Source organism: Eubacterium pyruvativorans (assembly GCF_900102225.1).
Lineage (GTDB): Bacteria > Bacillota > Clostridia > Peptostreptococcales > Anaerovoracaceae > Aminicella > Aminicella pyruvativorans.
The window spans coordinates 1-25,027 of sequence record NZ_FNBF01000029.1 but is presented as its reverse complement, the minus strand read 5'-3'; the positions used below and the strand labels follow the sequence as shown (position 1 = coordinate 25,027).

20 protein-coding genes are annotated in these 25,027 nt (G+C 56.9%); 7 read left to right on the top strand and 13 right to left on the bottom strand.

Annotation, left to right across the window (positions count from 1 at the left end; all coding sequences use genetic code 11):
- Positions 1–85 precede the first annotated feature (85 nt).
- The 6 genes from BLQ24_RS08750 to BLQ24_RS08725 form a co-directional block, all read right to left on the bottom strand.
- On the bottom strand, positions 86–1,348 hold the full coding sequence (locus BLQ24_RS08750) for an adenosylhomocysteinase (RefSeq protein WP_090164580.1): 1,263 nt from the start codon (positions 1,346–1,348) through the stop codon (positions 86–88).
- A gap of 72 nt (positions 1,349–1,420) precedes the next feature.
- Positions 1,421–3,250 carry a glutamine--fructose-6-phosphate transaminase (isomerizing) gene (gene glmS / locus BLQ24_RS08745; RefSeq protein WP_090164579.1) on the bottom strand — a complete coding sequence of 610 codons (1,830 nt, stop codon included), beginning with the start codon at positions 3,248–3,250 and terminating at the stop codon, positions 1,421–1,423.
- Between the two features lie 106 nt (positions 3,251–3,356).
- The gene (locus tag BLQ24_RS08740; RefSeq protein ID WP_176755905.1) at positions 3,357–4,580 is read right to left on the bottom strand and encodes a CdaR family protein; all 1,224 of its coding nucleotides are present in this window, start codon (positions 4,578–4,580) and stop codon (positions 3,357–3,359) included.
- Complete coding sequence (gene cdaA / locus BLQ24_RS08735) at positions 4,573–5,454, bottom strand: diadenylate cyclase CdaA (protein WP_090164577.1); 882 nt, start codon at positions 5,452–5,454, stop codon at positions 4,573–4,575. The genes BLQ24_RS08740 and cdaA overlap by 8 nt, the downstream gene beginning before the upstream one ends.
- A 248-nt stretch (positions 5,455–5,702) precedes the next feature.
- On the bottom strand, positions 5,703–6,233 hold the full coding sequence (gene hpf, locus BLQ24_RS08730; RefSeq protein WP_090164576.1) for a ribosome hibernation-promoting factor, HPF/YfiA family: 531 nt from the start codon (positions 6,231–6,233) through the stop codon (positions 5,703–5,705).
- Positions 6,234–6,599: 366 nt separating this feature from the next.
- Positions 6,600–7,304, bottom strand: a complete 705-nt coding sequence (locus tag BLQ24_RS08725; protein ID WP_090164575.1) for a ComF family protein — start codon at positions 7,302–7,304, stop codon at positions 6,600–6,602.
- A gap of 164 nt (positions 7,305–7,468) precedes the next feature.
- Between BLQ24_RS08725 and BLQ24_RS08720 the strand changes: the two genes are divergently transcribed.
- The 6 genes from BLQ24_RS08720 to BLQ24_RS08695 all read left to right on the top strand — a co-directional run bounded on the left by BLQ24_RS08720 (position 7,469) and on the right by BLQ24_RS08695 (position 14,458).
- Positions 7,469–8,803: a threonine/serine exporter family protein gene (locus BLQ24_RS08720; protein WP_090164574.1), complete on the top strand. Its 1,335-nt coding sequence runs from the start codon at positions 7,469–7,471 to the stop codon at positions 8,801–8,803.
- 863 nt (positions 8,804–9,666) lie between these two features.
- Complete coding sequence (locus tag BLQ24_RS08715; protein ID WP_090164573.1) at positions 9,667–11,658, top strand: amino acid permease; 1,992 nt, start codon at positions 9,667–9,669, stop codon at positions 11,656–11,658.
- 128 nt (positions 11,659–11,786) lie between these two features.
- Positions 11,787–12,776, top strand: coding sequence for a choloylglycine hydrolase (gene bsh / locus BLQ24_RS08710; protein WP_090164572.1), 990 nt, complete (start codon positions 11,787–11,789; stop codon positions 12,774–12,776).
- 143 nt (positions 12,777–12,919) lie between these two features.
- The gene (locus tag BLQ24_RS09995; protein ID WP_143004284.1) at positions 12,920–13,270 is read left to right on the top strand and encodes a hypothetical protein; all 351 of its coding nucleotides are present in this window, start codon (positions 12,920–12,922) and stop codon (positions 13,268–13,270) included.
- Positions 13,188–13,418, top strand: coding sequence for a diguanylate cyclase domain-containing protein (locus BLQ24_RS10530; protein WP_090164570.1), 231 nt, complete (start codon positions 13,188–13,190; stop codon positions 13,416–13,418). Before BLQ24_RS09995 ends, BLQ24_RS10530 begins: the two co-directional genes overlap by 83 nt.
- 20 nt (positions 13,419–13,438) lie before the next feature.
- Positions 13,439–14,458 carry an alpha-hydroxy-acid oxidizing protein gene (locus BLQ24_RS08695; RefSeq protein ID WP_090164569.1) on the top strand — a complete coding sequence of 340 codons (1,020 nt, stop codon included), beginning with the start codon at positions 13,439–13,441 and terminating at the stop codon, positions 14,456–14,458.
- A gap of 98 nt (positions 14,459–14,556) precedes the next feature.
- Here BLQ24_RS08695 and recD2 read toward each other — a convergent pair whose 3' ends face one another.
- The 7 genes from recD2 to BLQ24_RS08660 all read right to left on the bottom strand — a co-directional run bounded on the left by recD2 (position 14,557) and on the right by BLQ24_RS08660 (position 24,633).
- A complete protein-coding gene (gene recD2 / locus BLQ24_RS08690) occupies positions 14,557–16,776 on the bottom strand; it encodes an SF1B family DNA helicase RecD2 (protein ID WP_090164568.1) in 2,220 nt (739 codons plus the stop codon).
- An 18-nt stretch (positions 16,777–16,794) separates the two neighbouring features.
- Positions 16,795–17,805 carry a 3'-5' exoribonuclease YhaM family protein gene (locus BLQ24_RS08685; RefSeq protein ID WP_242869627.1) on the bottom strand — a complete coding sequence of 337 codons (1,011 nt, stop codon included), beginning with the start codon at positions 17,803–17,805 and terminating at the stop codon, positions 16,795–16,797.
- 24 nt (positions 17,806–17,829) lie between these two features.
- A complete protein-coding gene (locus BLQ24_RS08680) occupies positions 17,830–19,164 on the bottom strand; it encodes a penicillin-binding transpeptidase domain-containing protein (protein ID WP_090164567.1) in 1,335 nt (444 codons plus the stop codon).
- Positions 19,164–20,954, bottom strand: a complete 1,791-nt coding sequence (locus tag BLQ24_RS08675) for an FtsW/RodA/SpoVE family cell cycle protein (protein WP_090164566.1) — start codon at positions 20,952–20,954, stop codon at positions 19,164–19,166. The genes BLQ24_RS08680 and BLQ24_RS08675 overlap by 1 nt, the downstream gene beginning before the upstream one ends.
- 238 nt (positions 20,955–21,192) lie before the next feature.
- Positions 21,193–22,203, bottom strand: coding sequence for a type I glyceraldehyde-3-phosphate dehydrogenase (gap, locus tag BLQ24_RS08670; RefSeq protein ID WP_090164565.1), 1,011 nt, complete (start codon positions 22,201–22,203; stop codon positions 21,193–21,195).
- 115 nt (positions 22,204–22,318) lie between these two features.
- Entirely contained in the window at positions 22,319–23,404 is a 1,086-nt protein-coding gene (mnmA, locus tag BLQ24_RS08665; protein WP_090164564.1) for a tRNA 2-thiouridine(34) synthase MnmA, read from the bottom strand.
- Between the two features lie 5 nt (positions 23,405–23,409).
- Positions 23,410–24,633, bottom strand: coding sequence for a cysteine desulfurase family protein (locus tag BLQ24_RS08660; protein ID WP_090164563.1), 1,224 nt, complete (start codon positions 24,631–24,633; stop codon positions 23,410–23,412).
- 111 nt (positions 24,634–24,744) lie between these two features.
- Here BLQ24_RS08660 and BLQ24_RS08655 point away from each other — a divergent pair.
- A partial coding sequence (locus BLQ24_RS08655; protein ID WP_176755904.1) for a transposase occupies positions 24,745–25,027 on the top strand: 283 nt, incomplete at its 3' end.

Here is a 25,027-nt window from a genome sequence, read left to right as displayed (position 1 = left end):
CTTCTCCTCCGGCTCGCCCTCTCGGGCGTCCCTCGCTGGGGTTGGACCAGCGGCTCCCGCTTCGCTTCGCTCGCGGATTGCCGGGTCACAACTCCCAACTCTCCAAATATTTCTTCTGTTCGTCTGTCAATGTGTCAATCTGTGTACCCCACGCCGCCAGCTTTCTGCGGGCCACCAAGTCGTCAATCTCGTCGGAAACGTTAATGACGTGGTTGCCCAGCTCGCCATGGTGCCGAAGTACGTAGAGTGCACTCAGGGCCTGAACCGCGAAGCTCATGTCCATAATTTCCGCCGGATGTCCGTCCGCCGCCGCAATGTTCACCAGACGTCCCTCGGCGATGACGTTGACCCATTTCCCGTTCTCCAGCTGGTACCCCATGATGTTCCGGCGGGTTTCCCTCTTCGCCACGGCAGCCTTCTCCAGGCCTTCCATGTCGATTTCGCAATTGAAGTGGCCCGCATTGGACAGAATCGCCCGGTCCTTCATGAGCAGCATATCCTCCACCGTAATGGTCTTCTTGCATCCGGTGGCAGTGACAAAAAAGTCTCCCTGCGGCGCCGCCTGCTTCATGGTCATGACCTGATAACCGTCCATTCTGGCCTCGATGGCCCTCACCGGATCCACCTCGGTCACGATGACATTCGCTCCCAGGGCATCCGCCCGCATGGCAATACCCCGGCTGCACCAGCCATAGCCCACCACGACAACGGTTTTTGATGCTACAATCAGATTCGTATTCCGCATGATGCTGTCCCAGACAGACTGACCGGTGCCGTACCGGTTGTCGAACAGATGCTTGCACTTCGCATCATTCACCGCCACCATCGGGAACCGGAGAACCCCCTGCTTGTCCATGGCATGAAGGCGGATCACGCCGGTGGTGGTCTCCTCACAGCCGCCCCAGACTTCCTCCGCCAGATCCGGCCGCTTCGTGTGCAGCATTCCCACCAGATCGCCGCCGTCATCAATAATGATGTTCGGCTTCTGGCTCAGGGTCATCTCAATGTGCCGGCTGTATTCCTCCTCCGTCGCACCATGAAGGGCAAACACGGAGAGGCCGTCCTCCACCAGGGCTGCCGCCACATCATCCTGTGTGGACAGGACATTGCTGCCGGTGACATACATCTGTGCTCCGCCTGCGGCCAGCACGAGACAAAGGTAAGCCGTCTTGGCTTCCAGATGAACGGACAGGGAAATTTTCACACCTTCAAACGGTTTTGTCTCCCGGAATTCTTCTTCCAGTCCGGAGAGGAGCGGCATGTTGTGCCGGACCCACTCGATTTTTTCATGGCCGGACGGGGCCAGGCCGATATCCTTGATCTCGTATTTCTTTTCTTCCACTTTCATTCCTCGATTCTTCGGTATAACCCGGATCGGCCGCCGGAACAATCCGGCGGCCTGACCCATAGATGCTCTATCTTATTCAACAGTGACAGACTTCGCCAGATTTCTCGGCTTGTCGATGTTCTCCCCTTTCGCCCGGGCCACATAGTATGCAAACAGCTGCAGCGGAACGACGCTCAGCACCGGTGCCACCTCATCCGTGCAGTTCGGAATTGTGATCACTTCTGTGCTGATATCCTTCACATCATGGCCCTCCTTCACCAGCGTGACAATGTGGGCGTGACGGGCCTTCACTTCCTCGATATTAGAATACATCTTGTCGAACAGTCTGTCCTGGGTCGCCAGTGCAATGACCGTCGTCTCCGGCTCCATCAGCGCAATCGTGCCATGCTTCAGTTCTCCGGCTGCGATGGCGAAGGAATTGATGTAGGAGATCTCCTTCAGTTTCAGAGACCCCTCATAGGCAACAGCAGAATCCAGTCCTCTGCCGATATAGAAGACCTGGGTGCGGTTGTACAGCAGCTCCGCCAGCTTCTCAATGTCCTTGGAACGGTCCAGAATCCGCTGAATCTTCTCCGGCAGTGCATTCAGCTCCCTCATCATCATGCGGTAGCTGTCATCCGAGACGGTTCCCTTCAGCCGGCCCATATACAGCGCCAGCAGATAGAAGCAGATCAGCTGGGTAGTGTACGCCTTCGTGGAGGCAACGGCGATCTCCGGTCCGGCCCAGGTATAGAACACATCGTCGGACTCACGGGCCACAGAACTGCCCACCACGTTGACAATGGAAAGAATCCTTGCGCCCTTGGATTTCGCCTCCCGGAGGGACATCAGGGTATCCAGCGTTTCGCCGGACTGGCTCACCGCAATGAACAGCGTGTGTTCATCCACGAACGGATCCCGGTAACGGAATTCAGAAGCAATATCGACTTCCACCGGAATCCGGGCGAATTTCTCGATCAGATATTTCCCCACCAGGCCGGCGTGATAGGCCGTTCCGCAGGCGACAATCACAATCTTCGTCAGCTTCTGCAGGTCCTCCATGGTCAGGCTGATGCCGTCCAGACGGATATCCCCGGTCTTGCTGTCGATCCGGCGGCTCAGTGTTTCCTGCACGGCCTTCGGCTGCTCGTGAATTTCCTTCAGCATGAAATGCTGATAACCGCCCTTCTCGGCATCCTCCACACTCCAGGTGATCTTCAGCGGGTCCCTGGACACCAGCCTGCGGTTTTCATCGTAGATCCGGATGCGGTCCGGTGTGCAGACCACCATCTCACCGTTGTTAATGAGGTACACCTCGTCCAGATAACGGAGAAGAGGCGTCACATCGGAAGCCAGGAAATTGCAGTCCTTCCCCAGCCCTGCCACCAGCGGCGTGTCTTTCCGGTAAGCCACCATCAGATCCGGCTGTTTCTTCGCTACCGCCACGAAGGTATAGGCGCCCTCGAAGCGCTTCACGGCTTCTGCCACCGCCTTCTCCAGATCTCCGTCATACAGCACGCCCAGAAGCTGGGCGATCACTTCCGAATCCGTTTCAGACTGGAACGTAATGCCGTGTTCCCGGATCAGTTCCTCCTTGATTTCCTGATAATTTTCGATGATTCCGTTATGAACGATGGCAATCTCCCCATCCCCGCTCATATGCGGGTGCGCATTCGTGTCCGTCGGGGAACCGTGGGTTGCCCACCGGGTGTGTCCGATGCCTGTTGTACCGAACAGTTTCTCTCCGCTGATGGCTTCTTCCAGATTCGCAATCCGGCCGGCTTTCTTCCGGACGGTCAGTGTCCCGTCCCCCAGCAGTGCGATTCCTGCAGAGTCGTACCCCCGGTATTCCAGTTTCTTCAGGCCGTCGATGACAATGTTCTTCGCATTCTCATGGCCTGTATATCCTACGATGCCGCACATTCTGTTTACACTCCTCTCCCGAAAAAATGCCGATGAGAGATTCTTCCACCGGCACTGCTTTCCATCTTCTGTTACTCCTGAATTCTATCTCCCTTTCCGCCGGTCATCAGGATTCCGAACCGGAATCTTCCTTCCGGGTAACCCTGACCCGAACCGTATCCGGCGACGGGCTCACATCGCAGTTTTCTGCGGAAGTTTCCGCATGAAGAACCACTGTGTGACTGCCTTCCGCCAGTCCGTCCAGATCGGCGTACAGTGAAATGTCGGATTTTCCGACCTTCTCAATATCTTCTTTCGATCCGGTCACCGCAACCGTAATCTGGTGCTCACTGACCGAGGCCTCCAGGTTCACCCCGATCCCCCTCAGATCCACATCTGAGGAACGGAAGGACAGCGTTTTCGTCCGGCTGTCCTCCTTCTCCTCCACCTGAATCTCCATCATCAGGGTCCGGGACTGATCCGACACCTGCACACCTTTCGGCAGAACCGGTCTGAGCTGTATCATACTGTTGGAAGTATATTTGCTCAGGTCCACTTTCTCCGCCCGGATGTGGTCAATGTCCTCCAGATCCTTGGCGGCGCCCTTCACGGTGATCGTCTTCGGAACCTTGTAGATTCTGTGGTATTCCCCTTCGTTTTCACCGATCACAGGAACGTCCAGACTGACCGTCTTTGTCTGATACATCACCGTCCGGATATCAGCCTTCCGCTTCGACAGCTTCACACCGCTGACCACGGCGCCGGTCCGGTCCACCGCATTCAGCGGACAGACCAGGTCGCTTTCCTTCTCCTTCAGCTGCTGCTTCCGCACTTCTGCAGTTACATGATCCACACTGGTGACCAGAGAAACCGCACCGCTGACCACCACAGTATCCGGATCCGTTTTCACGGTTGTCGGCTCCTCCCGGTCACTATAATCCCCCAGGTAGCTGACCCGAACCGGCTTCTCCTGGCTGATCCGGTGTTCCACTTTCACGATCACTGTACTGCTGCTCCGGGAAGAAACCCGGACATTGTCCGGCACAGTCATCACAATGCGCAGTGAATTCGTTCCGTTCTGGGCGCCGGAGAGATTCACCGTCGCCAGGATGTCACTTTCCTTCACCCGGTGGATCGAACTCCTGGTTCCCCGCAGCGTGACATTGATCTCGGTCACGCTTTTCGAGAGCACCGCCAGCTCGTTCTTCGTCAAGGTCTGTTCATTCAGGAATCGGATCGGGATGTTCCGGTACGTCCGGGTCATCTCCGGGTCCTTCACACCCACCACGTAGGCCCACAGCGCCAGAGCCACCACCAGAGAAATGACGATTCTGCCCTTTCTGCTAAGCATCCCTCTCCTCCTTTCCGGAGGTGCCGGATTTCGTTCTGCTGAACAGCCTCCCGATCCTGCCGAGGCGATTCTTCTCTGCATCCTGCTCATCCGTAATATACAGATTCAGCAGCGTCTTCTCCACACTGCGCTTGTCCAGGAACCGGCGGAGCTTTCCGTCCTCCGCAACGGAAATGATGCCCGTCTCCTCACTGACGATCAGCACCAGTGCATCGGATTTCTCACTGATGCCGATGCCGGCCCGGTGCCGGGTTCCCAGAGATTTATTCAGATTCTTGTTTTCCGTCAGCGGCAGCACACATCCCGCAGCGTACACCCGGTCTCCCCGGATGATCACCGCACCATCGTGCAGCGGGGCACCTTCATAGAAAATATTCCCCAGAAGCTGCTCCGAAATCTCCGCATCGATATAAGTACCGGTCTCGCTGATATCCTCCAGTGTGATCTCCCGCTCAAAAATGATCAGCGCACCGGTCTTGCTTTCAGAAAAAAAGTCCGCCACATTGGTGATCTCATCCACAACATGCATGGCCCGGTCCTTGTCCACCTGGCCGATCCGTCCGACGCCGAACTTGCTCCGGCCCATAAATTCCAGGGCCCGCCGGAGCTCCGGCTGGAACACCACCACCAGGGCGAAGATGCCGAAGGTAAATGCGCTGCGGAGCAGCCAGTTGATGACGTCCAGATCCAGAAAATCCGAAATAAAATACGCCACCACCAGAATCAACAGTCCCTTCACCAGCTGCTGTGCCCGGGTTTCCCGGATAAATCCCAGAATCTTATATACCACGAAGGCGGTGATCAGAATATCGAGCACGTCATTCAGCCCGAATCCTTCCATCAGATATCGAAAAAAATCTATAATCCCGTTCATATCTTCTCGTGCCTCTGTCCCACTACACAATATCAGTTTATTTTACTCGATATTCCCCCCTATTTCAAGGTGTGTGAGAAAAGGACGCCGCCGGTTCCGTCTGTGAATTTTCTGCCCGACCGGGGGCGGGGAATGCGGATTCGGCCGGACATTGGTTCGGTGCGGGTTAGCGCCCGGCGCTCTACTACAAAAAAACGGGGGATGCGCATCCGCATCCCCCGGGCAGGCAGGCTTGGCGCCGGCCTCTTCTAATACTGCGGCTCCAGCAGGCCGTAGTCATTTCCTTTCCGTTTATATACTACGTTCACGCTGTTCGTGTCCATGTTCAGGAAAACGAAGAAATCGTGCTGCAGCATTTCCATCTCCAGAATTGCCTCTTCCACGTCCATCGGCCGCAGATCGAACTTCTTCTCTCTCACGACCCGGGTCTCTTCTTCCTCTTCTTCCGGTTCATCCGGGAGGAACTCGAACTTCAGCGCCTTGTTGTCGTTGTAGCGGTGACGAAGCCGTCCTCTGAATTTCGTCATCTGGTTGGTGAGCTTGTCTACGGTCAGGTCGATACATTCGTAGATGTCCTCTCCAAGTTCTTCCGCCCGGAACAGTGCGCCCTTCGCATTGATGGTCACTTCGATCTTATCGAGGCCTCTCTCCTTCGAAAGTACCACGTTGCAGGTAATATCATCTGCAAAGTACTTATCCAACCGGGAGAATTTCTTCTCAATTGTGTCATTGAGCTTCTGGTAAGTCTTGTAATTTCTGCCTGTGATGTTGATCTTCATATTCGGACCTCCTGTATTTTCAATTCCACCATGTTCTGGTGGTACCCTGATTATAGCATAGGCACAAAATCTTTGCAAATTTCTGATATTTTTTACAATACCGGCACATGCGTTGCAATCAGTACCCTCGGCGGGTCCTGCGGAAAAGAACAATAAAAAAACAGTTTCCGGCTGACCTGGTCTTTGCCCCCACACTTGCCTTGACCGGGATTTCCCCGAGGACTTACATCTAAAGTGCGCCATGCTCGCCGCCGCCCTGCGTACGGTTTACGTGGATCCTTTCGCCCGCACCTGGCCTGGAATTTCAACCACAGACCCGGAAACTGTCCCTACATCATATCATGATTCTCCTCCGGTTTCCAATCATTAATCGGCATCATCCTCAGAGGTCCTTCGAATCGCCTCCCCGTAACGGGCGGCAAAAGACAGAAAAATCTCCTCCGCAGGTTCCGCCTCCCGAAGCGCCCGCCGCATCTCCCGGGCGGTGGCCCCGGTGGTGGCGAAGTCGTCAAGCATGAGAATCCGCCGCCCCGAAAGCTCCGGTATCCGGCCGGTATTCACCCGGAAGGCACCCCGGATATTCTCTTCCCGCTCTTCGGGAGACAGCCCGTGCATCGGACGGGTGTTCCTGGCCCGGACCAGTGCATCCTCCACCTGTACGGTCCCCGTCATCTCCGCCAGATGACGTCCGATCAAAGCAGTCTGATTGAACCCCCGAGCCCGGAGCCGCTCCGGGCTCAGGGGAACCGGCACAATCACCTCGAACACCGCATCGGTGATCCGGAGACGGTCCCGCATAATTTCCGCAATGTCCCTGGCAATGTACTTCCGGCCCCGGTATTTCAGATTGAATATCATGGTCCGCTCATAGATCCCGTACTCTGCACACCGGAGCATTTTCACCCCGCCCAGTTCCTGCACCGGATCCCGGTCCCACTTCATCCGGGAGATGCACCGGTCGCAGAGTGCGTATGTCCTGCTCTCATCAATCAGATTGCCGCAGATATCACAGTAGATCCGGGGCGGATACAGCAGATCCAGCGCCCCCTCCACAATCTTTCTTCCCCGCACAGCCTTCTCCCTTCTGTATTGCTCCCGGCAGGCGGCCGGGCCCCGGCGATGATTTTTGTCCTCACAGCCAGACTAATTCCTTCGTTCAGGGGAAGTCAAGGCACTCCCGGGTGATTGCAACCACCCCTGGGATATGCTAAAGTTATGGTCCGGAGGGAGACAAAATGAGACACAGGGAACGTTCGAAACCGAAAGAATGCAAGACGATACACTACCGGAACAATCTGGATGAAATCATGGACTGCACCATGGAACTGGGGCAGCTCATGATCCGCTGCGGCGCCGAAGCCCAGCGGGTGGAAGACACCATGACCCGGATTCTCACCGCTTACGGAGCGGTAAAAACAGAGATTTTCGCCATTTCCTCCATGGTGCTGGCGACGGTCACCTGGGAAAGCGGCGAAATCACCACCCAGTCGAAACGGATCTCCGGATACGGCGTGGATCTGGCCCGGCTGGAAAAACTGAACGACCTGGCCCGGCACCTGACTGCATGGAAGCCGGCGGCGGATCAGTTCCGGGAACAGCTGACGGTCATCCAGAAACCGGGGAACAAGGACTGGATCAGCTGCTTCTTCGATATGCTCAGCGGTTTTGTCTGGTGCCTGTTCTTCGGCGGCGATATGATGGACGCCGGCGTGGGCGCCGTGATGGGACTGATCATCTTCCTGTTCGAAAAGTATCTCCGGACCCAGAAGAGCAACACCATTATCTATACCCTTCTGTCCTGCTTCGCCACCGGCCTCATCGGCCTCAGTCTGGTGAAACTGGGACTGGGGCACCACGAGGACAAGGTCATCATCGTCTGCGTCATGTTCTTCATTCCGACGCTGGCTCTCTGCAACGCTGTGAAGGACATGTTGAACAGCGACATTATCACCGGGCTGTACCGGTTCACCGAAGCCCTGCTGATCACCACCGCCATGACCACGGGATTTTTCTTTGCCCGGGTCTTCATGGGAGATCTCCGAGATGCGGTGCCGGGGATCCAGATGAACGCCATCCATTTCAGCGTGCAGATCCTGCTGGCGGCACTGGGCACCCTGGGTTTTTCAGACTTCTTCGGGATCGAAAGGCGGCGGCTTCTGCAGGCGGCCACCGGCGGAATCATCGCCTGGTCTGTCTTCCTGCTCATCGATCATCTGAACGGCGGACTGTTCTTCTGTAACGCCGGGGCAGCGCTGGTGATCGGCTTCTGGTCGGAATTCGCCGCCCGCCGCTGGAAGGCGCCTTCGAACATTTTCCTGATTCCCGCCGTCATTCCCCTGCTGCCGGGAGCCCTGCTCTACCGCACGCTGAACGGAATCATCACCGGCAGCGCATCCCAGGCATATACCGCCGGCACCGATCTGGCGCTGACAGTGGCCGGCATAGAGATTGGATTTCTCACCGCTTTTGTCTTCACCTACTGGGCCATCGGCTTCTTCCGGGAGGCCGCCCACAACATCAGCGTCCTGTCCAAGGCGCGGCGCATCCGGAAAATACGCCGGAGGAAATAATGTTACGTTTTCCCATCGAGGGGCCCACGTCAGCGTGCGGCCCCTCGGACCATCTTAGTTAGCCGGGTGGGTGCCGGGCGGGCGACGGGCGATCGGGTGCCGGGCGGGGCGGGTGCGATTTCACGAAAAACTCCATTTTCGCATCTGGCCGAATCAGCTTCGAATGGAATAAACGGAGATATTTCTCTGAGGGGCGCATAATTATACAAAAATACCCGATAGTATACGCTCAACGGAGCAATTGCTCCGTTCGCCGGAGACGCTGAGCGGATATTCTCAGTCGGGTCGGATAGTTATTCGACGGGCAGTATATTATTCCACCCCCGGGGGTGCGGAAACGCCAGTTTCGATCCGTTCCGCACCGGCAGCTGGGATTGAAATAGATTAATCGGGTTTTTCTTTTGTTTTCGCACCCTCCGAACCGTTGATTCAGGTGCGAAACGAGACTTTTTGGCCGATTCGCATCTTTCATCGATATACAATCATGATTCGCATACAATACGCCCATTCACAGCTATTCACGCCCATTCATTGGTTTTTGAATCGCTGTTTGTATACAATCCTCCGGCCTGGTCATCCTCCAGCCGGGTCGTCATCCGGCCGTTCCATCCGACCGTATACTCACCCTGCCGCAGCGTAATGCAGGCAGCCCTCTTTTCTTGTTTTCGGCTATTTATTTGCCAGATCTTTTTTTGCTTTTTCTGTGAAATACAACAAATTCCGCCTGCTTTTCACCCAGATTATCCCATCAACGGGCACAACTGCCCACACAATGTTGAATACACGTTGGCAGTGACATATAATAACTGGAGTCAATAAGCAACTATAATCTGACATTATTTTGGAAAGCTGTGTGTATTTCAATGGAACAGGAAAAACGAAAACAAGTGGGCGCCGTGGATTTCTTCTGTATCGGATTCGGCGCTATCGTCGGCGTCGGCTGGGCCGTCTCCATCAATAACTGGATGGCCTCCAGCGGTGGACCCCTGCCTGCGGCGGTGGGCTATCTGCTGGCACTGGTCATGATGGTGCCGGTTTCTCTGTGTTACTGCGAACTCTGCACCATGATGCCGGTCTCCGGCGGCGGTATGGCCTATGCCTTCCGGGCCTTCGGTGACAAGGCTGCCTACCTTTCCGGCTGGGCTGCTCTGGGCGCCTTCATCACCATTATCCCCTGGGAAGCGATCTATGTGGTGGACATTCTCAGCGTCCTCTTTCCGGTTCTGAAGGCCGGCACACCGCTTTATACCCTGGCCGGAGCCGAAAATTATCCGGGCCACCTGATCCTGGGAACAATCATCTCCTGCCTGCTGTATGCCATCAACCGGAAGGGAGTCGCTTCTTCCGCATCCCTGCAGAAGATCCTGTGCTTCCTGCTGGTGGGCTCCGGGATTCTCGCCATGATTTTCGGCGCAGTGAAGATGAATACAGCCAACTTCATGCCGGCCTACCGGCATATCGGTCACGCATATCATCATAGTTTCCTGGGCGGCGCCATGACCATTCTGGCCTCTGCACCGTTCTTCCTGGCGGGATTCGAAACCATCCCCCAGGGCATCGAAAGCGCCGGCGGCAGCACAAGATCCGTGGGAAAATCCGTTGTCATGACCGTTATTCTTTCCTGCCTGTTTTACGCTGTTCTGCTGGTGACCCTGGGCGGGGCCATGCCGTGGGGAACCTTCGTTCACTACGATAACCCGGCCGTTGCTCTGATGTTCCGTCACCTGTATCCAAACGGTATCGGCATGGCGCTTTATACCCTGATTCTGGTGGGAGCGGTCTGTGGTCTGCTGACCACCTGGAACGGATTCATGATGGCATCCTCCCAGATTCTGATGGCAATGGCCCGGGTCAGCATCGTGCCCCATTTCCTGAGCCGGCAGCATCCAGTGTACAAGACCCCGGTCAACGCCCTGAAAGTCTGCCTCGCCGCCTCGGTGCTCGGACCGTTCCTGGGCAGCGGCCTGATCGGTTCCCTGACCACCTTCTCCGCCGCCGGATATGTGCTGAGCTGGATGATCACCAGCTTCTGTCTGATCCGTCTGCGGAAGACCGAACCGGATCTGCCCCGCCCTTACCGGATTCCGGGTGGAACGAAAACTGCCTGTTTCTCCGGCATTGTCACCGCCGGACTGTTCGTGCTGCTGTTCATACCCCATCAGCCGGTTTTCATCGGCACGCTGGCATCCTGCCTCTTCGCCGGATGGATGGTCATCGGCGGCGGGCTGTTCGCTTTCACGGGCAGAGAACGCCGGAAATTCGCCCGGGTACGCCGCACCTCCACACTGTACGCCAATATGCTGGCCCGCACGCCGGAAGTGAACGACTACAGCTGGCTGAACGGCGACTTCCAGGTCATGTCCATGCGTGTGCCGGAAGGTGCCGCCTATCAGGGATCTCTGGGCCGCCGGGACTGGCGGGAGAAGTACGATGTCTTCGTACTCAGCCGGACCCGCAGCGACAATGTGACCCTCTTCCCGGGGCCGGAGGAAACAATTCTCAGCGGCGATGAGCTCTGCATACTGGGCACCCTCCGGGATCTGGAAGAATTCCAGTACACTGTTGCCGGCCCTGCCTCCTATATTGAAATCCGTCCGCTGCTCCGTTTCCTGAACGACCAGACCCGGCTCAACTGCGGCTCCATTCTGGTGAAGGAAGAAGCCCCGTACAGCGGAAAATCCCTGGAGCATTCCGGTCTTCTGGAAAACGACGAGTGCGTCATCGTCGGCATGCGCCGGGGAAATCATTCCATTAAGATGCCGTCTCCGGCGGACATGCTGACGCCGGGAAACGTGATCTGGGCAGTGGGCAGCGAAAACGGACTGGATCGTCTCCGGAGCGTGAAGGAAGCCTGACCGTCTGCCGGGCTGATTTTGTCAGAAGGACGAAAAAAATCACCCACCTCCCGTTCCACAGGATATAATGGAAAGTGGAAAATGAATCTGAATCACACACCGGCTCTGCCGGAGAAAGGAAGCAAGTCATGTGCACAGCAGCGACATACCATACGAAGGATCACTACTTCGGAAGGAATCTGGATCTGGAGTTTTCCTACCATGAACAGGTCACGGTTCTTCCCCGTAACCGGACCGTGCCGATGCGGGTCATGGAGGACATGAAACAGCATTACGCCATGATCGGCATGGCTTTCGTGGTGGATGGATTCCCTCTGTACTACGATGCCACCAACGAGCACGGTCTCAGTATGGCGGGGCTGAATTTCCCGGGCAACGCATACTACGCCCCGGTCTGTGACGGGAAAGACAATGTAGCTTCCTTCGAAGTTATCCTCTGGCTCCTGGGACAGTGCCGGACCGTGGCGGAAGCCCGGGAGAAAATTGAAAACATGAATATCTGCGACATCGTTTTCAGTCCGGAGCTTCCGGCCTCTCCTCTGCACTGGATGCTGGCGGACCGGGAGGAATGTGTGGTACTGGAGCAGACGAAGTCCGGTCTTCGGGTTCATGAGAACCCGGTGGGAGTGATGACCAACAATCCGACCTTCGACTATCACATGACCCATCTGGCGGACTACATGAATGTGTCCGGAGATCCGGGAGTGAACCGGATGATGCCTCAGGCGGAGCTGAACCAGTACAGCCGGGGCATGGGCGGATTCGGAATTCCGGGGGATCTTTCCTCCGCCTCCCGTTTCGTGAAAGTCGCATTCACGAAGATGAACTCGGTGTCCGGCAGCGGAGAATCGGAGAGCATCAGCCAGTTTTTCAAGATTCTCGGCTCCGTGGAACAGCAGCGGGGCTGCTGCCGTCTGGGAAAGGACGAGAACGGGAACGAGCAGTGTGAATACACCATTTACAGTTCCTGCTGCAATATGGACAAGGGCATCTACTACTACACCACCTATGAAAACAGCCAGATCACCGGTGTGAATATGCACCACACCGATCTGGACGGGACGGAACTGACTGTCTTCGATCTGGTGAAGGGACAGCAGATCCGCATGGAGAATTAATCCTGCACCGAACTTTAGGGACTGCCCGGGGCGCATCGAAACTGCGCCCCGGGCAGTCCCTTCTTTTCTGCTGCAGAAAAGAATGTTATAGTAAATGGGATGAGAAACAACGCAGTGATGAACTGAAGCGAAGGATCCGAGAGATGGTATACCATGTGGCATATTTCCTGTCTGACTGGAATTATGAAATCGTGAATCGTTTTCTGACCGGTGTCACCCTGTTTCAGACCGAGCATCCGGATACAGAGGTACATGTGTTCGACAATCCAAGCAAGTACGGCAGCCTGGAACTGGACGAGTCGGCCTTCGCTTTTTTCCGTCTTCCGGATATCAATAACTACGCCGGCATGCGGGCGGTGGTCCGCCACGTGATCGAGGACCACGGCGTGAAGCGTCCCGTTCTTCCGGAAACTGCGGGAAGATCGAAAGCCTGTCGCATTTCTTTTTGCCGATATCGACGATATGAAATCCATCAACGACAACCACGGCCATGAAACGGGAGACACCGCCTCCTCAACGCTGCCCAGCAGATCCGTCATCAGCCCGCCGGAAGAAGCCAAAACGCTGAAAGAGTGCATCCAGATGGCGGATGCCCGCATGTACACTGTCAAAAAAAGCCGGCACATCGCCCGGGGGCAATAGCAATCAGAAAGGAAAATCCATTGAATTACGAAGAAGTACTGACAAATGCAAAGAAAAATATCGGCCCGAACTGCAAGGTCTGTCCGGTCTGCAGCGGGCTGGGCTGCGGCAATCTGATGCCGGGGCCGGGCTCCAAGGCACCGGGAAACGGCGCCTATGACAATTATTCAGCCTGGCGGAAGATCCGTCTGAACATGGATACCATCGGCTCTCCGGATCCCATCGATACATCTGTGGAACTGTTCGGACGGAAGCTGTCCTTCCCGCTGCTCACCGCACCGATCGGCTCCATCCGCCTGCAGTTCAATCCTTCAGACGATGTGGCGGATTTCAACGAACAATGTATGGCCGCCTGTGAAACCCGGGGAATTCTCCACGCCTACGGCAACGGCCTGGAGCAGCGGATCTGGGACGAGGCGATTCTCTCCGGCCGGCGTCATGGAAATACCGGCATCCCGGTATTCAACCCGGATACGCCAGAGAACATCGAAAAGTTAATGGACCTCTACCACAACGATTTGCCGGCCGCCATGTGCGTGGTTCTGGACAGTGCAGGTCTCCCCCACCTTCGGAAGCTGAACGGAAAGGGAGGAACGAAGACCATCGGAGAACTCCGCCGGCTGAAGGCATATTCGAAGGTTCCGATGATTTTCAAGGGGATCATGACGGCGGAAGGCGCCCGGAAGGCGGTGGATGCCGGCGCTGACGCCATCATCGTCTCCAACCATGGCGGCCGGGTGGTGCCGGAAACCCCGGGCACGGCGGATGTCCTTCCGGAAATCGTAGATGCGGTGAAGGGGGAGACGAAAATCCTGGTGGACGGCGGCATCCGTTACGGAAGCGACGTGTTCAAAGCCCTGGCCATGGGTGCGGACGCCTGTCTGATCTGCCGGCCGGTGCTGATCGCCTACTACGGCGGGGGCCAGGAAGGCATCGAACTGTATCTGGACCGGATCCGGGCGGAACTCTCCGACGCCATGTACATGTGCGGTGCCCGGAAGATATCGGATATCACGAGTCGGATGATTCGCCGCATGTAAAATGCAAAGCGGGGGCTGCCGGCACGAACGATGAAAAATCGTTTCGAAGCCGAAGCCCCCGCTTTTTTTCTGTTTTCTGCGGCGGCCCGCCCCGCCGGCTATACCGCCCCGGTGTATTCCGCCAGTTTTCCCAGCCGCTCCCCCAGGCCGGAGTAGCGGAGACGGATCCGGTCGTTGTCCACCATGGCATCCATCCGGTTTCTCGGTCCCACAATGACAACGGCTTTTTTTCCCCGGGTGATGGCAGTGTACAGCAGGTTCCGGGTGGCCAGCATGGGCGGAAACCAGCTCACCGGCAGAATGACCACCGGGAACTCACTTCCCTGGGACTTGTGCACCGTAATGGCGTAAGCCAGTTCCAGCTCGTCCAGCATCTTGTTGTCATAATTGACATAGCGCTCGTCATCGAACATGACGGTGACAATGCCGTCCTCGTTGTTCACGGATGTGATGTATCCCATGTCTCCGTTGTACACGCCGGTATGGGTTTCCTCTTCCCCCGTCCGCTTCCACTCGATCTGATAGTTGTTCCGGATCTGCATGACCTTGTCCCCCTGCCGGAACAGCCGGTCACCGTATTTCTTCTCCGGAATCCCCGGCCTCGGGGGATTAAAGGCCTCCTGCAGAGCCTGGTTCAGAACCAGCGTTCCCACATTCCCCTTGTGCACCGGTGTCAGCACCTGAATATCCCGGAGAGGATCCAGATGATAGTATGCCCCCAGCCGCCTGGTGGCCAGTTCCACCACCAGATCCCGGATCTCGTTTTCATTTCCCCGCTGCATCAGAAAGAAATCTGTTCCCTTTCCGTTCACATCCGGGTATTCGCCCTGATTGATGCGGTGGGCATTCATGACGATCATACTCTCCTGTGCCTGACGGAAAATCTCCGTCAGCCTGGCCACCTTCACTATGCCGCTTTCAATGATGTCGCGGAGCACATTCCCCGCCCCCACGGAAGGCAGCTGATCCACATCCCCCACCAGAATCAGACGGGTGCCCGGCACAATGGCACTGGTCAGTGCCGCCATCAGGGGAAGATCCAGCATGGAAGCCTCGTCCACAATCACCACATCCTTCTTCAGCGGATTTTCGGCGGTCCGGCCGAACACCATCTCTCCGGTGGCGTCATCCGAGGCATACTCCAGGAGCCGGTGCACCGTGGTGGCCGGCTGGTGGGACGTCTCCGTGATCCGTTTGGCCGCCCGCCCCGTGGGTGCTGCCAGCGCCACCCGGAACCCGCTTTCCCGGAACACCTCCAGGATTGCATGTATGATGGTTGTCTTACCGGTACCCGGGCCGCCGGTGATCACCGTGATCCCTTCGGAGACCGACTGCACGGCGGCATCCCGCTGCTCCGGGGACAAAGTGATACCGGACCGGCGTTCCACCGCCCGGATGCTCCCTTCCACGTCTGCCGCCAGCGTTTTTTGCTCTGCCGCAGCGATCCCCGCAAGGTTTTTCGCCGTCCTGGTCTCCAGTTCATAGTACCGGTACAGGTAAACCATCTCTGTACCGCAGATCCGCTCGATACGAACCGATGCGGCGAAGGCCATGCGGATCAGCTGGTCATTGATCTCTTCCCGGGTCAGATCCAGCAGGCCGGCGGTATGTTCCAGCAGCTCCTCCCGGGGCACACAGGTACTTCCGTCATCCGCATAAACCCGGAGTGTGTAACGGATCCCGCTCTCAATCCGGTCCGGACTGTCCGCTTCAATCCCCATTTTCATGGCGATGCTGTCCGCCTTCCGGAAGCCGATGCCCCGGACTTCCTCCGTCAGCCGGTAGGGATTCTCCCGGATCAGCCGGACCGCCTCCCGGCCGTAGGCCCGGTACAGCTGCATACACTGCACCGCCGAAATGCCGAAGGTCTGGAAGAACATGGACACTTCTGCGAACGCCCGGTGCTGGGCATAGGAATCCGCAATCTTCTCCGCCGTTTTCTTCCCGATCCCGGAAACTTCAGTCAGCCGTTCCGGGTGATCGCCGATGATCTCCAGGGTTTCTTCTCCGAAATGCTGAACGAGCTGCGCCGCTGTTTTTTGTCCGACTCCCTTCACAATGCCGGAAGACAGGAAAGCCTGAATACCGCCCTTCGTGGTGGGAAAGATCATCTCCGCCTCTTTGAAAGCGAACTGCTCCCCGTATTTCGGGTGTGAGGTCATATCCCCCCGCAGGCAGAAACTGCCCCCCACTTCCGCGGAAGGCAGTTCCCCTACCACTGTCAGAAGTTCGTTCTCCGTTTCCATCTCCGCAATGGTGTATCCGTTCTCCTGATTGTGGAATATGATTTCTGTTATAACACCCTTCTTCTCTTCCATACACGATTTCCCGTATCGTTACTCTTCGTCCTCTTCCTTCTCTTCCGGCCGGCCGGTGCCGTCCAGCGCCGGTGAAGTTCTCTGATAAACCCGGCGGTTATCCAGTGTCCAGATCCGCTCCGAGAAATGTCCCGGCTCTACGGTCGCCAGGGCATTCTGCATATCCATCAGGCGGGCATCCAGAATGTCCAGATAGTGCAGCACCTCTCCTTCCGGGAACAGCGGCCGGACCGGACTGCCGAATTCCGGCTCATAATGGTGGGACAGAATCATCTGCTCCAGCATCAGCGCTTTCTCCCGGGGAAACTGCATCTCTTCCGTCAGACGGTCAACATATTTCACACCCATAACCAGATGTCCCAGGAACTGTCCCTCCATGGAATAACCCGGAGACACGCCGTATTCATTGGATAGAATCTCCTCCATTTTCATGATATCGTGGAGGATGACCCCCGCTGCCAGCAGGTCACGGTTCAGATACGGATAAACCCGGCAGACCCCCAGGCCGTTCATCAGCATACACTTCGTATGATACAGCAGGCCGCCGTACATAGCGTGATGATTCCGGGAGGCAGCGGGATAATACAGAAGCCGTTCCCGGTTATCGGACAGCACCCGGGTACAGAGCTTCCGGAGATCCGGATCGTTCATTTCATCCGCCACCGCATAAATATATTCGTACATTTCTGCCGAATTCTCCGGTGCCGCCTTCACGTATTCCGCAATATCGATGGCATCACTGGGCACCGCCTTCCGGATCCTCATGATCCGGATCTGTTTGGCACCCTGCCACTCCGTGACCGTTCCCTTGACCCGGACGATATCCCCCTCCCGGATCTGTTCCAGCTTGCTGACATCCGTGGGCTGCACATCCCACTTCTTGCCGGACACTTCACCGGTCCGGTCTCCCAGCGTGATATCGAAATACTGTTTTCCGTTCGATCCGACCCGGATACTGGCAGTCTTCGCCATATAGAAATCCAGGACTTCCTCATTCGTCTTCAGTTCCGACGCATAATGTGGTTTCAATGGTATTCTCCTTCATTTCCTGTATTATTCATTTACCAGTTCCTGCAGCACCTTGTTTGCCACTGGTGCCGCATAATTCGCCCCTGTTCCGCTGTTCTCCACACAGACGATGAACGCATATGGGTGGCCTGTGTCCGCGATAAACCCGGAGAACCATGCATTCGGACGCTGGTTCGCCACCTCCGCCGTACCGGATTTCGCATAGATGTCCAGCCCCGGGAAATTCCGGGTGCCGTAGGTCTTCCGCACATTGTTCTTCATCATTCTTTTCAGCCGGTTCGCAGTGGAGGTGCTGAGCATCCGGTCGGTGTGATCCACGGAAGCCACCGTGTGATGGACCAGTTTCGGCACCACCGATGTGCCTCCGGAGGCGATACCTCCCATGTAAACCATCATGGAGCACGGATTCAGCTGATCCTTCCACTGTCCGATGCCGGCCCATCCCAGATTAAAGGTGGAATTCGACGGGAACTCGAAAACCCCCGGCGCATTCCGGACACCGCTGATGTCGTAGGAAGTGGTCAGCCCGCACTTCTTCGCATAGCGGGCCATGGTTTTCGCCCCGATCCGGTCCGCCAGCACCGAAAATGCACAGTTGCAGGAATTCGCCAGCGCACCGGCGAAATCTTCCTGTCCGTGGGCCGCCGTACAATTGATCTTCTCCCCGTTGATCACCCGGCTGCCGGTGCAGTAATACTGAAACCGATCCAGGTCCGGCAGGGTGTCAATGGCGGCTGCGGAAGTCACCAGTTTGAAAATGGAACCCGGCGCCATCCGTCCGGACAGGAACTTGTTCATAAACGTGCCGGAAGCCGCCGAATTCGGGTTCGGCGGGGACGCCGGATCGAAGGTCGGCTTGCTCACCATGCACAGAATTTCACCGGTGTGGTAGTTATACACGCCCACCAGCCCGTTGTGATTTCCCAACGCATTATAGGCCGTGCGGCACGCCTTCGCACTGATGCTGAGCTTCACATCATTGCCCCGTCCGGTGACGCTGTAGGTGCCGGTCAGCGGATTATATCCCACGACCTGTTTCTTGAACACTGCCTCCGCCGAAGTGGAGACATTGCCCTGCACATCCCCCACCGCATGGGCCGTGGCTCTCCGGATCCCGGCGTTTCCCGCATAGCGGGGTCTTCCACCCGATCCCAGGCCGTTAGCTGCGAGACGCATCCCGTTCCGGTCATAAATCGTGCCGATGGAGAGATAGCCGTTTTTGTAAATATGTTCATTGGCGTGGAAGGTCGCCCACTTATCCCCGTCCCGTACGAAGCGGAACACGAACAGGCACATTCCCAGCGCCAGAACCAGAGCCATCAGCAGACAGAGTATCGCGCGCTTTTCCAGTTTCCGCATTATTCATCGCCTCCTCTTCCGTCCAGCCCCCGGTCCTTCAGGGTCACGGCAAAACTGGCATTCTGCCTGGTGTCCGCCGCCTTCACAAACGCCAGAAGACCCCAGGACGCCAGCATCGAGGTACCTCCGCCGGATACAAACGGGAAGGTCACGCCGGTCAGCGGCAGCAGATCCACCGACCCGAATACATTCAGAATGGTCTGGAACAGGAAGATCGTGGTGGCGGCGCAGGCGGCAATGGTGTAATAGGTGGACCGCCCGGCCATGATGGACCGGTAGGCAAAAATCGACAGGGTGATGATCGACAGAACCAGCAGAATCGCAATGATCATTCCCCATTCTTCGGACACCAGTCCGAAGACCAGGTCGGTTCGCGCCGCTCCCACATGCTTCAGCCAGCCGTTGCCGGGGCCCACCCCCACAAGGCCGCCGCTGGCCGCAGCGGACATGGTGCGGGTCTGCTGATACCCCCTGGCATCCGCATCCTGCCAGACATGACCCCATACGGCGAACCGCTGGGCCACATAACTCCTGAACCGCAGCACCAGCAGGCCGCCCACGAATGCCACACCCACAATCAGAATCAGCTTCGTGAAGTCCCCGCTTCGCAGGAAAGAAATCACCAGGAATGTCGCGAAGAAAATCACCGCTGTGCCAAAGTCTCTCATCTTCGCCAGACACAGGAAACAGAAAATCGCAAATCCGGTGAACACCATGGAATTCCGGCGCTGGAACAGCTCGTCCATGGTGGCTGCTCCCACCCAGACAAAGGCCAGCTTCACAATTTCCGAAGGCTGCAGGGACAGCCCGCCGATCTGAATCCAGTTCGTCGCACCGAATTTCGCTGTCGCAAACACCATATTAATCACCAGCAGCACTGCCGCCATCCCGTAGGCCGCATATTTCAGCGCCACAGTCCGCTCCAGATTCCTAAGAACAGAACACATGAGGAAAAACAGAACCACACCCATCGCCACAGCCACAAACTGCTTGAAGGTTCCCGCCGGCTCCACCGTAGCCACCACAGCCAGACTGATGGAGGACAGGAAAAACGCGATGATCTCGATTTCGAATCCCTTTCGCTTCATGGAACGAAGTGCGATGACATAGGCCCACATGACTGCGGCAAGGCCCAGAAAAGAAACCGTAATGCCCGGACTGTATTTCGGGCCCAGCGCAATATGAAGCTGCATCACTGTAAGAATCTGAAAGACCGTGATGGCGATCAGAGACAGCCAGGGTTTCAGAATCCGGGTATCCGCCACACGGGTGCGGACATTCTTCATATGCTCTTCAATACTCACCGGGAACAGGGTGCAGATCGTTCCGCCCAGCAGAAGCTCATCCCCCGCATGAATCGGCACCTGCACATTGGCCGGTGCCGGCTTCCCGTTGATCACCGCACCGTTCCGGGACCCCAGATCCATATAGGACCAGTTGCCGCTGTCATCCCGGACCAGCGTCCCGTGACTCCGGGACACCCGCATATCCGGGATGCGGATATCACAGCTCTTCGCCCGTCCCACCGCATTCTCCCAGTGGGTCACCGGGATGTTCCGCCCGTTCTCCAGATGAAGATAGGCCCAGACTTCCGACGGACTCTTACTCTTCAGCAGCGCAATGATCGTCCGCAGAAGAATGAATACCGCCAGAAGAATGAAAACCCACCGCACCGCCGCCGTAAACAGCAGCGGACCGCTCTTCACAGCCTGTGCAGCCCCGGATGCGCCGGTGAACAGATTCCCGATGAGACCGCCGATTCCCCCAAAGATCGTTTTCAGTATCTCCATAATTCTTTACCTTTCGCCGGCCGCTGCCGGCGTACTGTGCCTCTGCAATTTCGGGCCTCCGGCCCGTCATGAAATTATATCACAGGCGGGTTCGGCAGGCAAACGGCGGGAGACGAGGGCAGCGGCGGGCGGCAGGCAGGTGCACCCGGGCACCCGCACTGCTTCGGGGAGGCGTCCCGGCGCACCAAAAAAACAGGGATGTGTCTCCACATCCCCGCCTTCGCATCTCGTCTCTTCCCTACTGCAACGTTCCCATGTACATCAGGGTTCTGACCAGCTGGCTGACGTAACTCATTTCGTTGTCATACCAGGAGACCACACGCACTTCGTAGATCTTCGTTCCGCAGCGCTGCGCCAGTGTCTGGGTCGCATCGAACAGGGAACCGTAGTGCATGCCGATGATGTCGCTGGAAACCAGTTCCTCCTCGGAATAACCGAAGGATTCGTTGGACGCCGCCTTCATGGCCGCATTCAGCCCTTCCACGGTTACAGTTTCGGTATCATCCTTCAGCGTGGCGTCCAGAATCGTGATGGAACCGGAAGCAACCGGTACACGCTGGGCGGAACCGATCATCTTTCCTGCCAGCTCCGGGATCACCAGTCCGATGGCCTGTGCCGCACCGGTCTTCGCCGGAACGATATTCATGGCCGCTGCCCGGGCTCTGCGGAAATCTCCTTTCTTGTGCGGTCCGTCCAGAATCATCTGATCGCCGGTATACGCATGGATGGTGGTCATGAAGCCGGTGCGCAGTTCTCTGTAATTGTTCAGGGCCTTCGCCATCGGCGCCAGGCAGTTGGTGGTGCAGCTGGCACCGGAAACGATGCGGTCTTCCGGCGTCAGTGTCTCGTGGTTGACGTTGTATACGATGGTCGGAAGGTCGTTCCCTGCCGGTGCGGAAATCAGAACTTTCTTCGCACCCGCATCCAGATGGGCCTGGGACTTCGCCTTGCTGGTGAAGAATCCGGTGCATTCCAGCACCACATCAATTCCCAGATCCCCCCACGGCAGATTGTGAGGATCCGGCTCCTTGTAAATCCGGATTTTCTTCTCCCCTACATAGATATATGATTCATCGAATGTGACCTCCGGAGCGAAATGGCCCTGTACGCTGTCATGCTTCAGCAGATACGCCAGCATTTCCGTGCTTGTCAGGTCGTTGATCGCAACAACTTCTACATCCTTCCTCTCGTAAAGCTGCCGGAACGAAAGTCTTCCGATACGTCCAAAACCGTTGATTGCTACCTTCATGGCTTGCTCCTTTCACATCCGAAGATGATACAATTATATTCCTCATGATTAAGGATTTTCTCCCCCGGGAACCAGTATACCGGTTCCACACATTATACCATGGCAGGGCGAAAACTTATAGTTGATTTTTCGTGATTGTTCCGCCGCCGATCACCGTATCTCCGTCGTAGAATACGGCCGCCTGCCCGCAGGTGATGGCCCGCTCCGGCTGCCGGAAAACCACTCTCGCCCGGTCTTCTCCCAGCGGAATCACCGTGGCCGGACTGGCCTTCTGACTGTACCGGACCTTCGCCTCCACGGCCAGATCTCCGGTCAGACGGTCGAAAGGCATCCAGTTGCAGCCTTCGATTTCGAAGGTGGTGGTGAAGAGGTCCTCATTTTCCCCCAGCACCACCTGGTTCTTCTCCACATCCTTCCGGCAGACATACATCGGATGAGGCAGTGCCAGCCCCAGCCCTTTCCGCTGTCCGACCGTGTAGTGAATGATCCCTTTGTGCCTGCCCAGCACACGGCCCGACCGGTCCACGAAGTCCCCGTCCGGATAGTCCTTCCCGGTATACCGGCTGATGAACCCGGCGTAGTCCCCGTCCGGCGCGAAACAAATGTCCTGACTGTCATGCTTTCTGGCATTGAGGAACCCCTGCTCCTCCGCAATGCGGCGGGTCTCGGATTTCGACATCCCCTCCAGCGGGAACATGACATGGGCCAGCTGATCCTGGGTCAGAGAGTACAGAACGTAGGTCTGGTCCTTTTTCGGATCCGCCGAACGTTTCAGCAGCCAGCGGCCGCTCCCCCGGTCCTGTTCCACCCGGGCATAATGGCCGGTGACGATATAATCCTGGCCCATTTCCCGGCCCCGCTGAAACAGACGCCGGAACTTAATGTACCGGTTGCAGTCAATGCACGGGTTCGGTGTCCTGCCTTCCTCATAGGCCCGGATGAACCGGTCGATCACTTCTCGGCCGAACTCTTCCGTGAAATTCAGCACATAGAACGGGATGCCCAGTACAAAAGCCACGCTGCGGGCATCCTCCACATCCGACAGACTGCAGCAGGTTTTCGAGCTGCAGCATCCCGCCGTCTCGTTGTCATATAATCTCATGGTGATGCCGGTGGTTTCAAATCCAGCTTCCTTCGTCAGATACGCCGCCACGCTGCTGTCCACACCGCCGCTCATGGCAACCAACGCCTTCTTCGTCATTTCTGTCAATCCTTTCTTCCGAACGTCCCGAACGCCTCATCCGCCCTGCGGATTTCTTCCACAGCCTCCCGAAGGATCTGAACCGCCCGGTCCATTTCCTCCCGGGTATTGCGCCAGGACAAAGTGAACCGGACGCTGGAGAAAGCCTCCTTCCGCGTCCTCCCGATGGCGGTCAGCACATGGGAAGGCTCCATGGCCCCTGCCGAGCAGGCGGAACCTGCAGAAGCGCAGACCCCCTGCCGGTCCAGCCGGAAGAGGAGCGCCTCACTGTTCACACCGTCTACAGTGAAATTCACGTTCCCCGGAAGCCGGTCCTTCTCCGGCCCGTTGAGGCGGACACCCGGGATGTTCTCCGTCACGGCACGGATGAACCGGTCCCGGAGCCCGGTTTCCCGCACAATGCGGTGCTCCATTTCTTCCATACACTGGGCAGCGGCCTCTCCCATTCCGACGATGCCCGGCACATTGTGGGTGCCGGCCCGCATCTGCCGCTCCTGTCCGCCCCCGGTCATAAACGGCATCAGCTTCGTACCCTGACGGACGTAGAGGAAGCCGACCCCCTTCGGCCCGCCGAACTTATGGCTGCTGGCGGAGAGCAGATCCACGCCCAGCTCCCGCCCGTCCAGCGGAATATGGCCCACGGCCTGTACGGCGTCGCTGTGAAACAGAATCCCCGCTTCCCGGGCGATTTCCCCGATCTCCCGGACGGGTTCCAACGTGCCGATCTCGTTGTTGGCCGTCATCACCGTGATCAGCTTCGTGTCGGGACGGACAGCTTCCTTCACTGCGGACGGATCAATCCGTCCGTTTTCGTCTGGCAGGATCCGAGTGACCTGCCATCCCTGCTCCTCCATGGCCTCCAGGGATCGCAGCACGGCGGGATGCTCCACGGCGGAAGCAATCAGGTGGCCCTTTTCAGAATTCCCAGTGGATGTCAGCGCCGCCAGGCGCACCGCCCAGTTGTCCGACTCGGTTCCGCCGGAAGTGAAGTAGATTTCTCTGGGATGAACGTTGATCAGCCGGGCGACCTGACTGCGGGCCTTTTCCACTGCCTGCATGGCGTTCCTGCCCATGCCGTACACACCGTAGGAATTGCCGTACTCCTCTGTCAGATACGGCATCATGGCGTCCAGTGCCCGTTCACTCAGTTTCGTTGTTGCTCCGTTGTCCAGATAGATCACGTTGTATTTCCTTTCTTCATCCTGCCGCTCTACGCCATGCAGATACATTCTATTATCATATGTATACAGGCCGCCTCCGTCAAGAGCACAGTTCCGACCGATGGTCACACAGAGAAAAAGCCCCCGGCGTAATCTGATATGCTCCCTTTATGAGAGACAGTGAAAAACAAAATCGCTGTTAATCATGAAGGGAGTTTTAAAATGGGTAGAAAAAATAGGAAGATATCTAATGAGACCAAAATCGAATATGCAAGGCGATGCTGTGAAAACAGAATCAGTCAGAGTGAAGCGGCTAGGCAGTTGGGGGTAAATGAATCTGTCGTTCGAGAGTGGGTGCACAGATACCGAGAGCATGGAGAACTTGCCTTTCTGGATACTGGTAGGAATCACGTCTACTCCAATGAATTGCGATTAGAAGCAGTTTGTAGCTATCTGAATGGCG

Excerpts from the sequence above, each read along its gene's own strand:
- BLQ24_RS08750 (WP_090164580.1), bottom strand. The coding sequence starts at position 1,348 with ATGAAAGTGGAAGAAAAGAAATACGAGATCAAGGATATCGGCCTGGCC.
- glmS (WP_090164579.1), bottom strand. The coding sequence starts at position 3,250 with ATGTGCGGCATCGTAGGATATACAGGCCATGAGAATGCGAAGAACATT.
- BLQ24_RS08740 (WP_176755905.1), bottom strand. The coding sequence starts at position 4,580 with ATGCTTAGCAGAAAGGGCAGAATCGTCATTTCTCTGGTGGTGGCTCTG.
- cdaA (WP_090164577.1), bottom strand. The coding sequence starts at position 5,454 with ATGAACGGGATTATAGATTTTTTTCGATATCTGATGGAAGGATTCGGG.
- hpf (WP_090164576.1), bottom strand. The coding sequence starts at position 6,233 with ATGAAGATCAACATCACAGGCAGAAATTACAAGACTTACCAGAAGCTC.
- BLQ24_RS08720 (WP_090164574.1), top strand. The coding sequence starts at position 7,469 with ATGAGACACAGGGAACGTTCGAAACCGAAAGAATGCAAGACGATACAC.
- BLQ24_RS08715 (WP_090164573.1), top strand. The coding sequence starts at position 9,667 with ATGGAACAGGAAAAACGAAAACAAGTGGGCGCCGTGGATTTCTTCTGT.
- bsh (WP_090164572.1), top strand. The coding sequence starts at position 11,787 with ATGTGCACAGCAGCGACATACCATACGAAGGATCACTACTTCGGAAGG.
- BLQ24_RS09995 (WP_143004284.1), top strand. The coding sequence starts at position 12,920 with ATGGTATACCATGTGGCATATTTCCTGTCTGACTGGAATTATGAAATC.
- recD2 (WP_090164568.1), bottom strand. The coding sequence starts at position 16,776 with ATGGAAGAGAAGAAGGGTGTTATAACAGAAATCATATTCCACAATCAG.
- BLQ24_RS08680 (WP_090164567.1), bottom strand. The coding sequence starts at position 19,164 with ATGCGGAAACTGGAAAAGCGCGCGATACTCTGTCTGCTGATGGCTCTG.
- BLQ24_RS08675 (WP_090164566.1), bottom strand. The coding sequence starts at position 20,954 with ATGGAGATACTGAAAACGATCTTTGGGGGAATCGGCGGTCTCATCGGG.
- gap (WP_090164565.1), bottom strand. The coding sequence starts at position 22,203 with ATGAAGGTAGCAATCAACGGTTTTGGACGTATCGGAAGACTTTCGTTC.
- mnmA (WP_090164564.1), bottom strand. The coding sequence starts at position 23,404 with ATGACGAAGAAGGCGTTGGTTGCCATGAGCGGCGGTGTGGACAGCAGC.
- BLQ24_RS08660 (WP_090164563.1), bottom strand. The coding sequence starts at position 24,633 with ATGTATCTGCATGGCGTAGAGCGGCAGGATGAAGAAAGGAAATACAAC.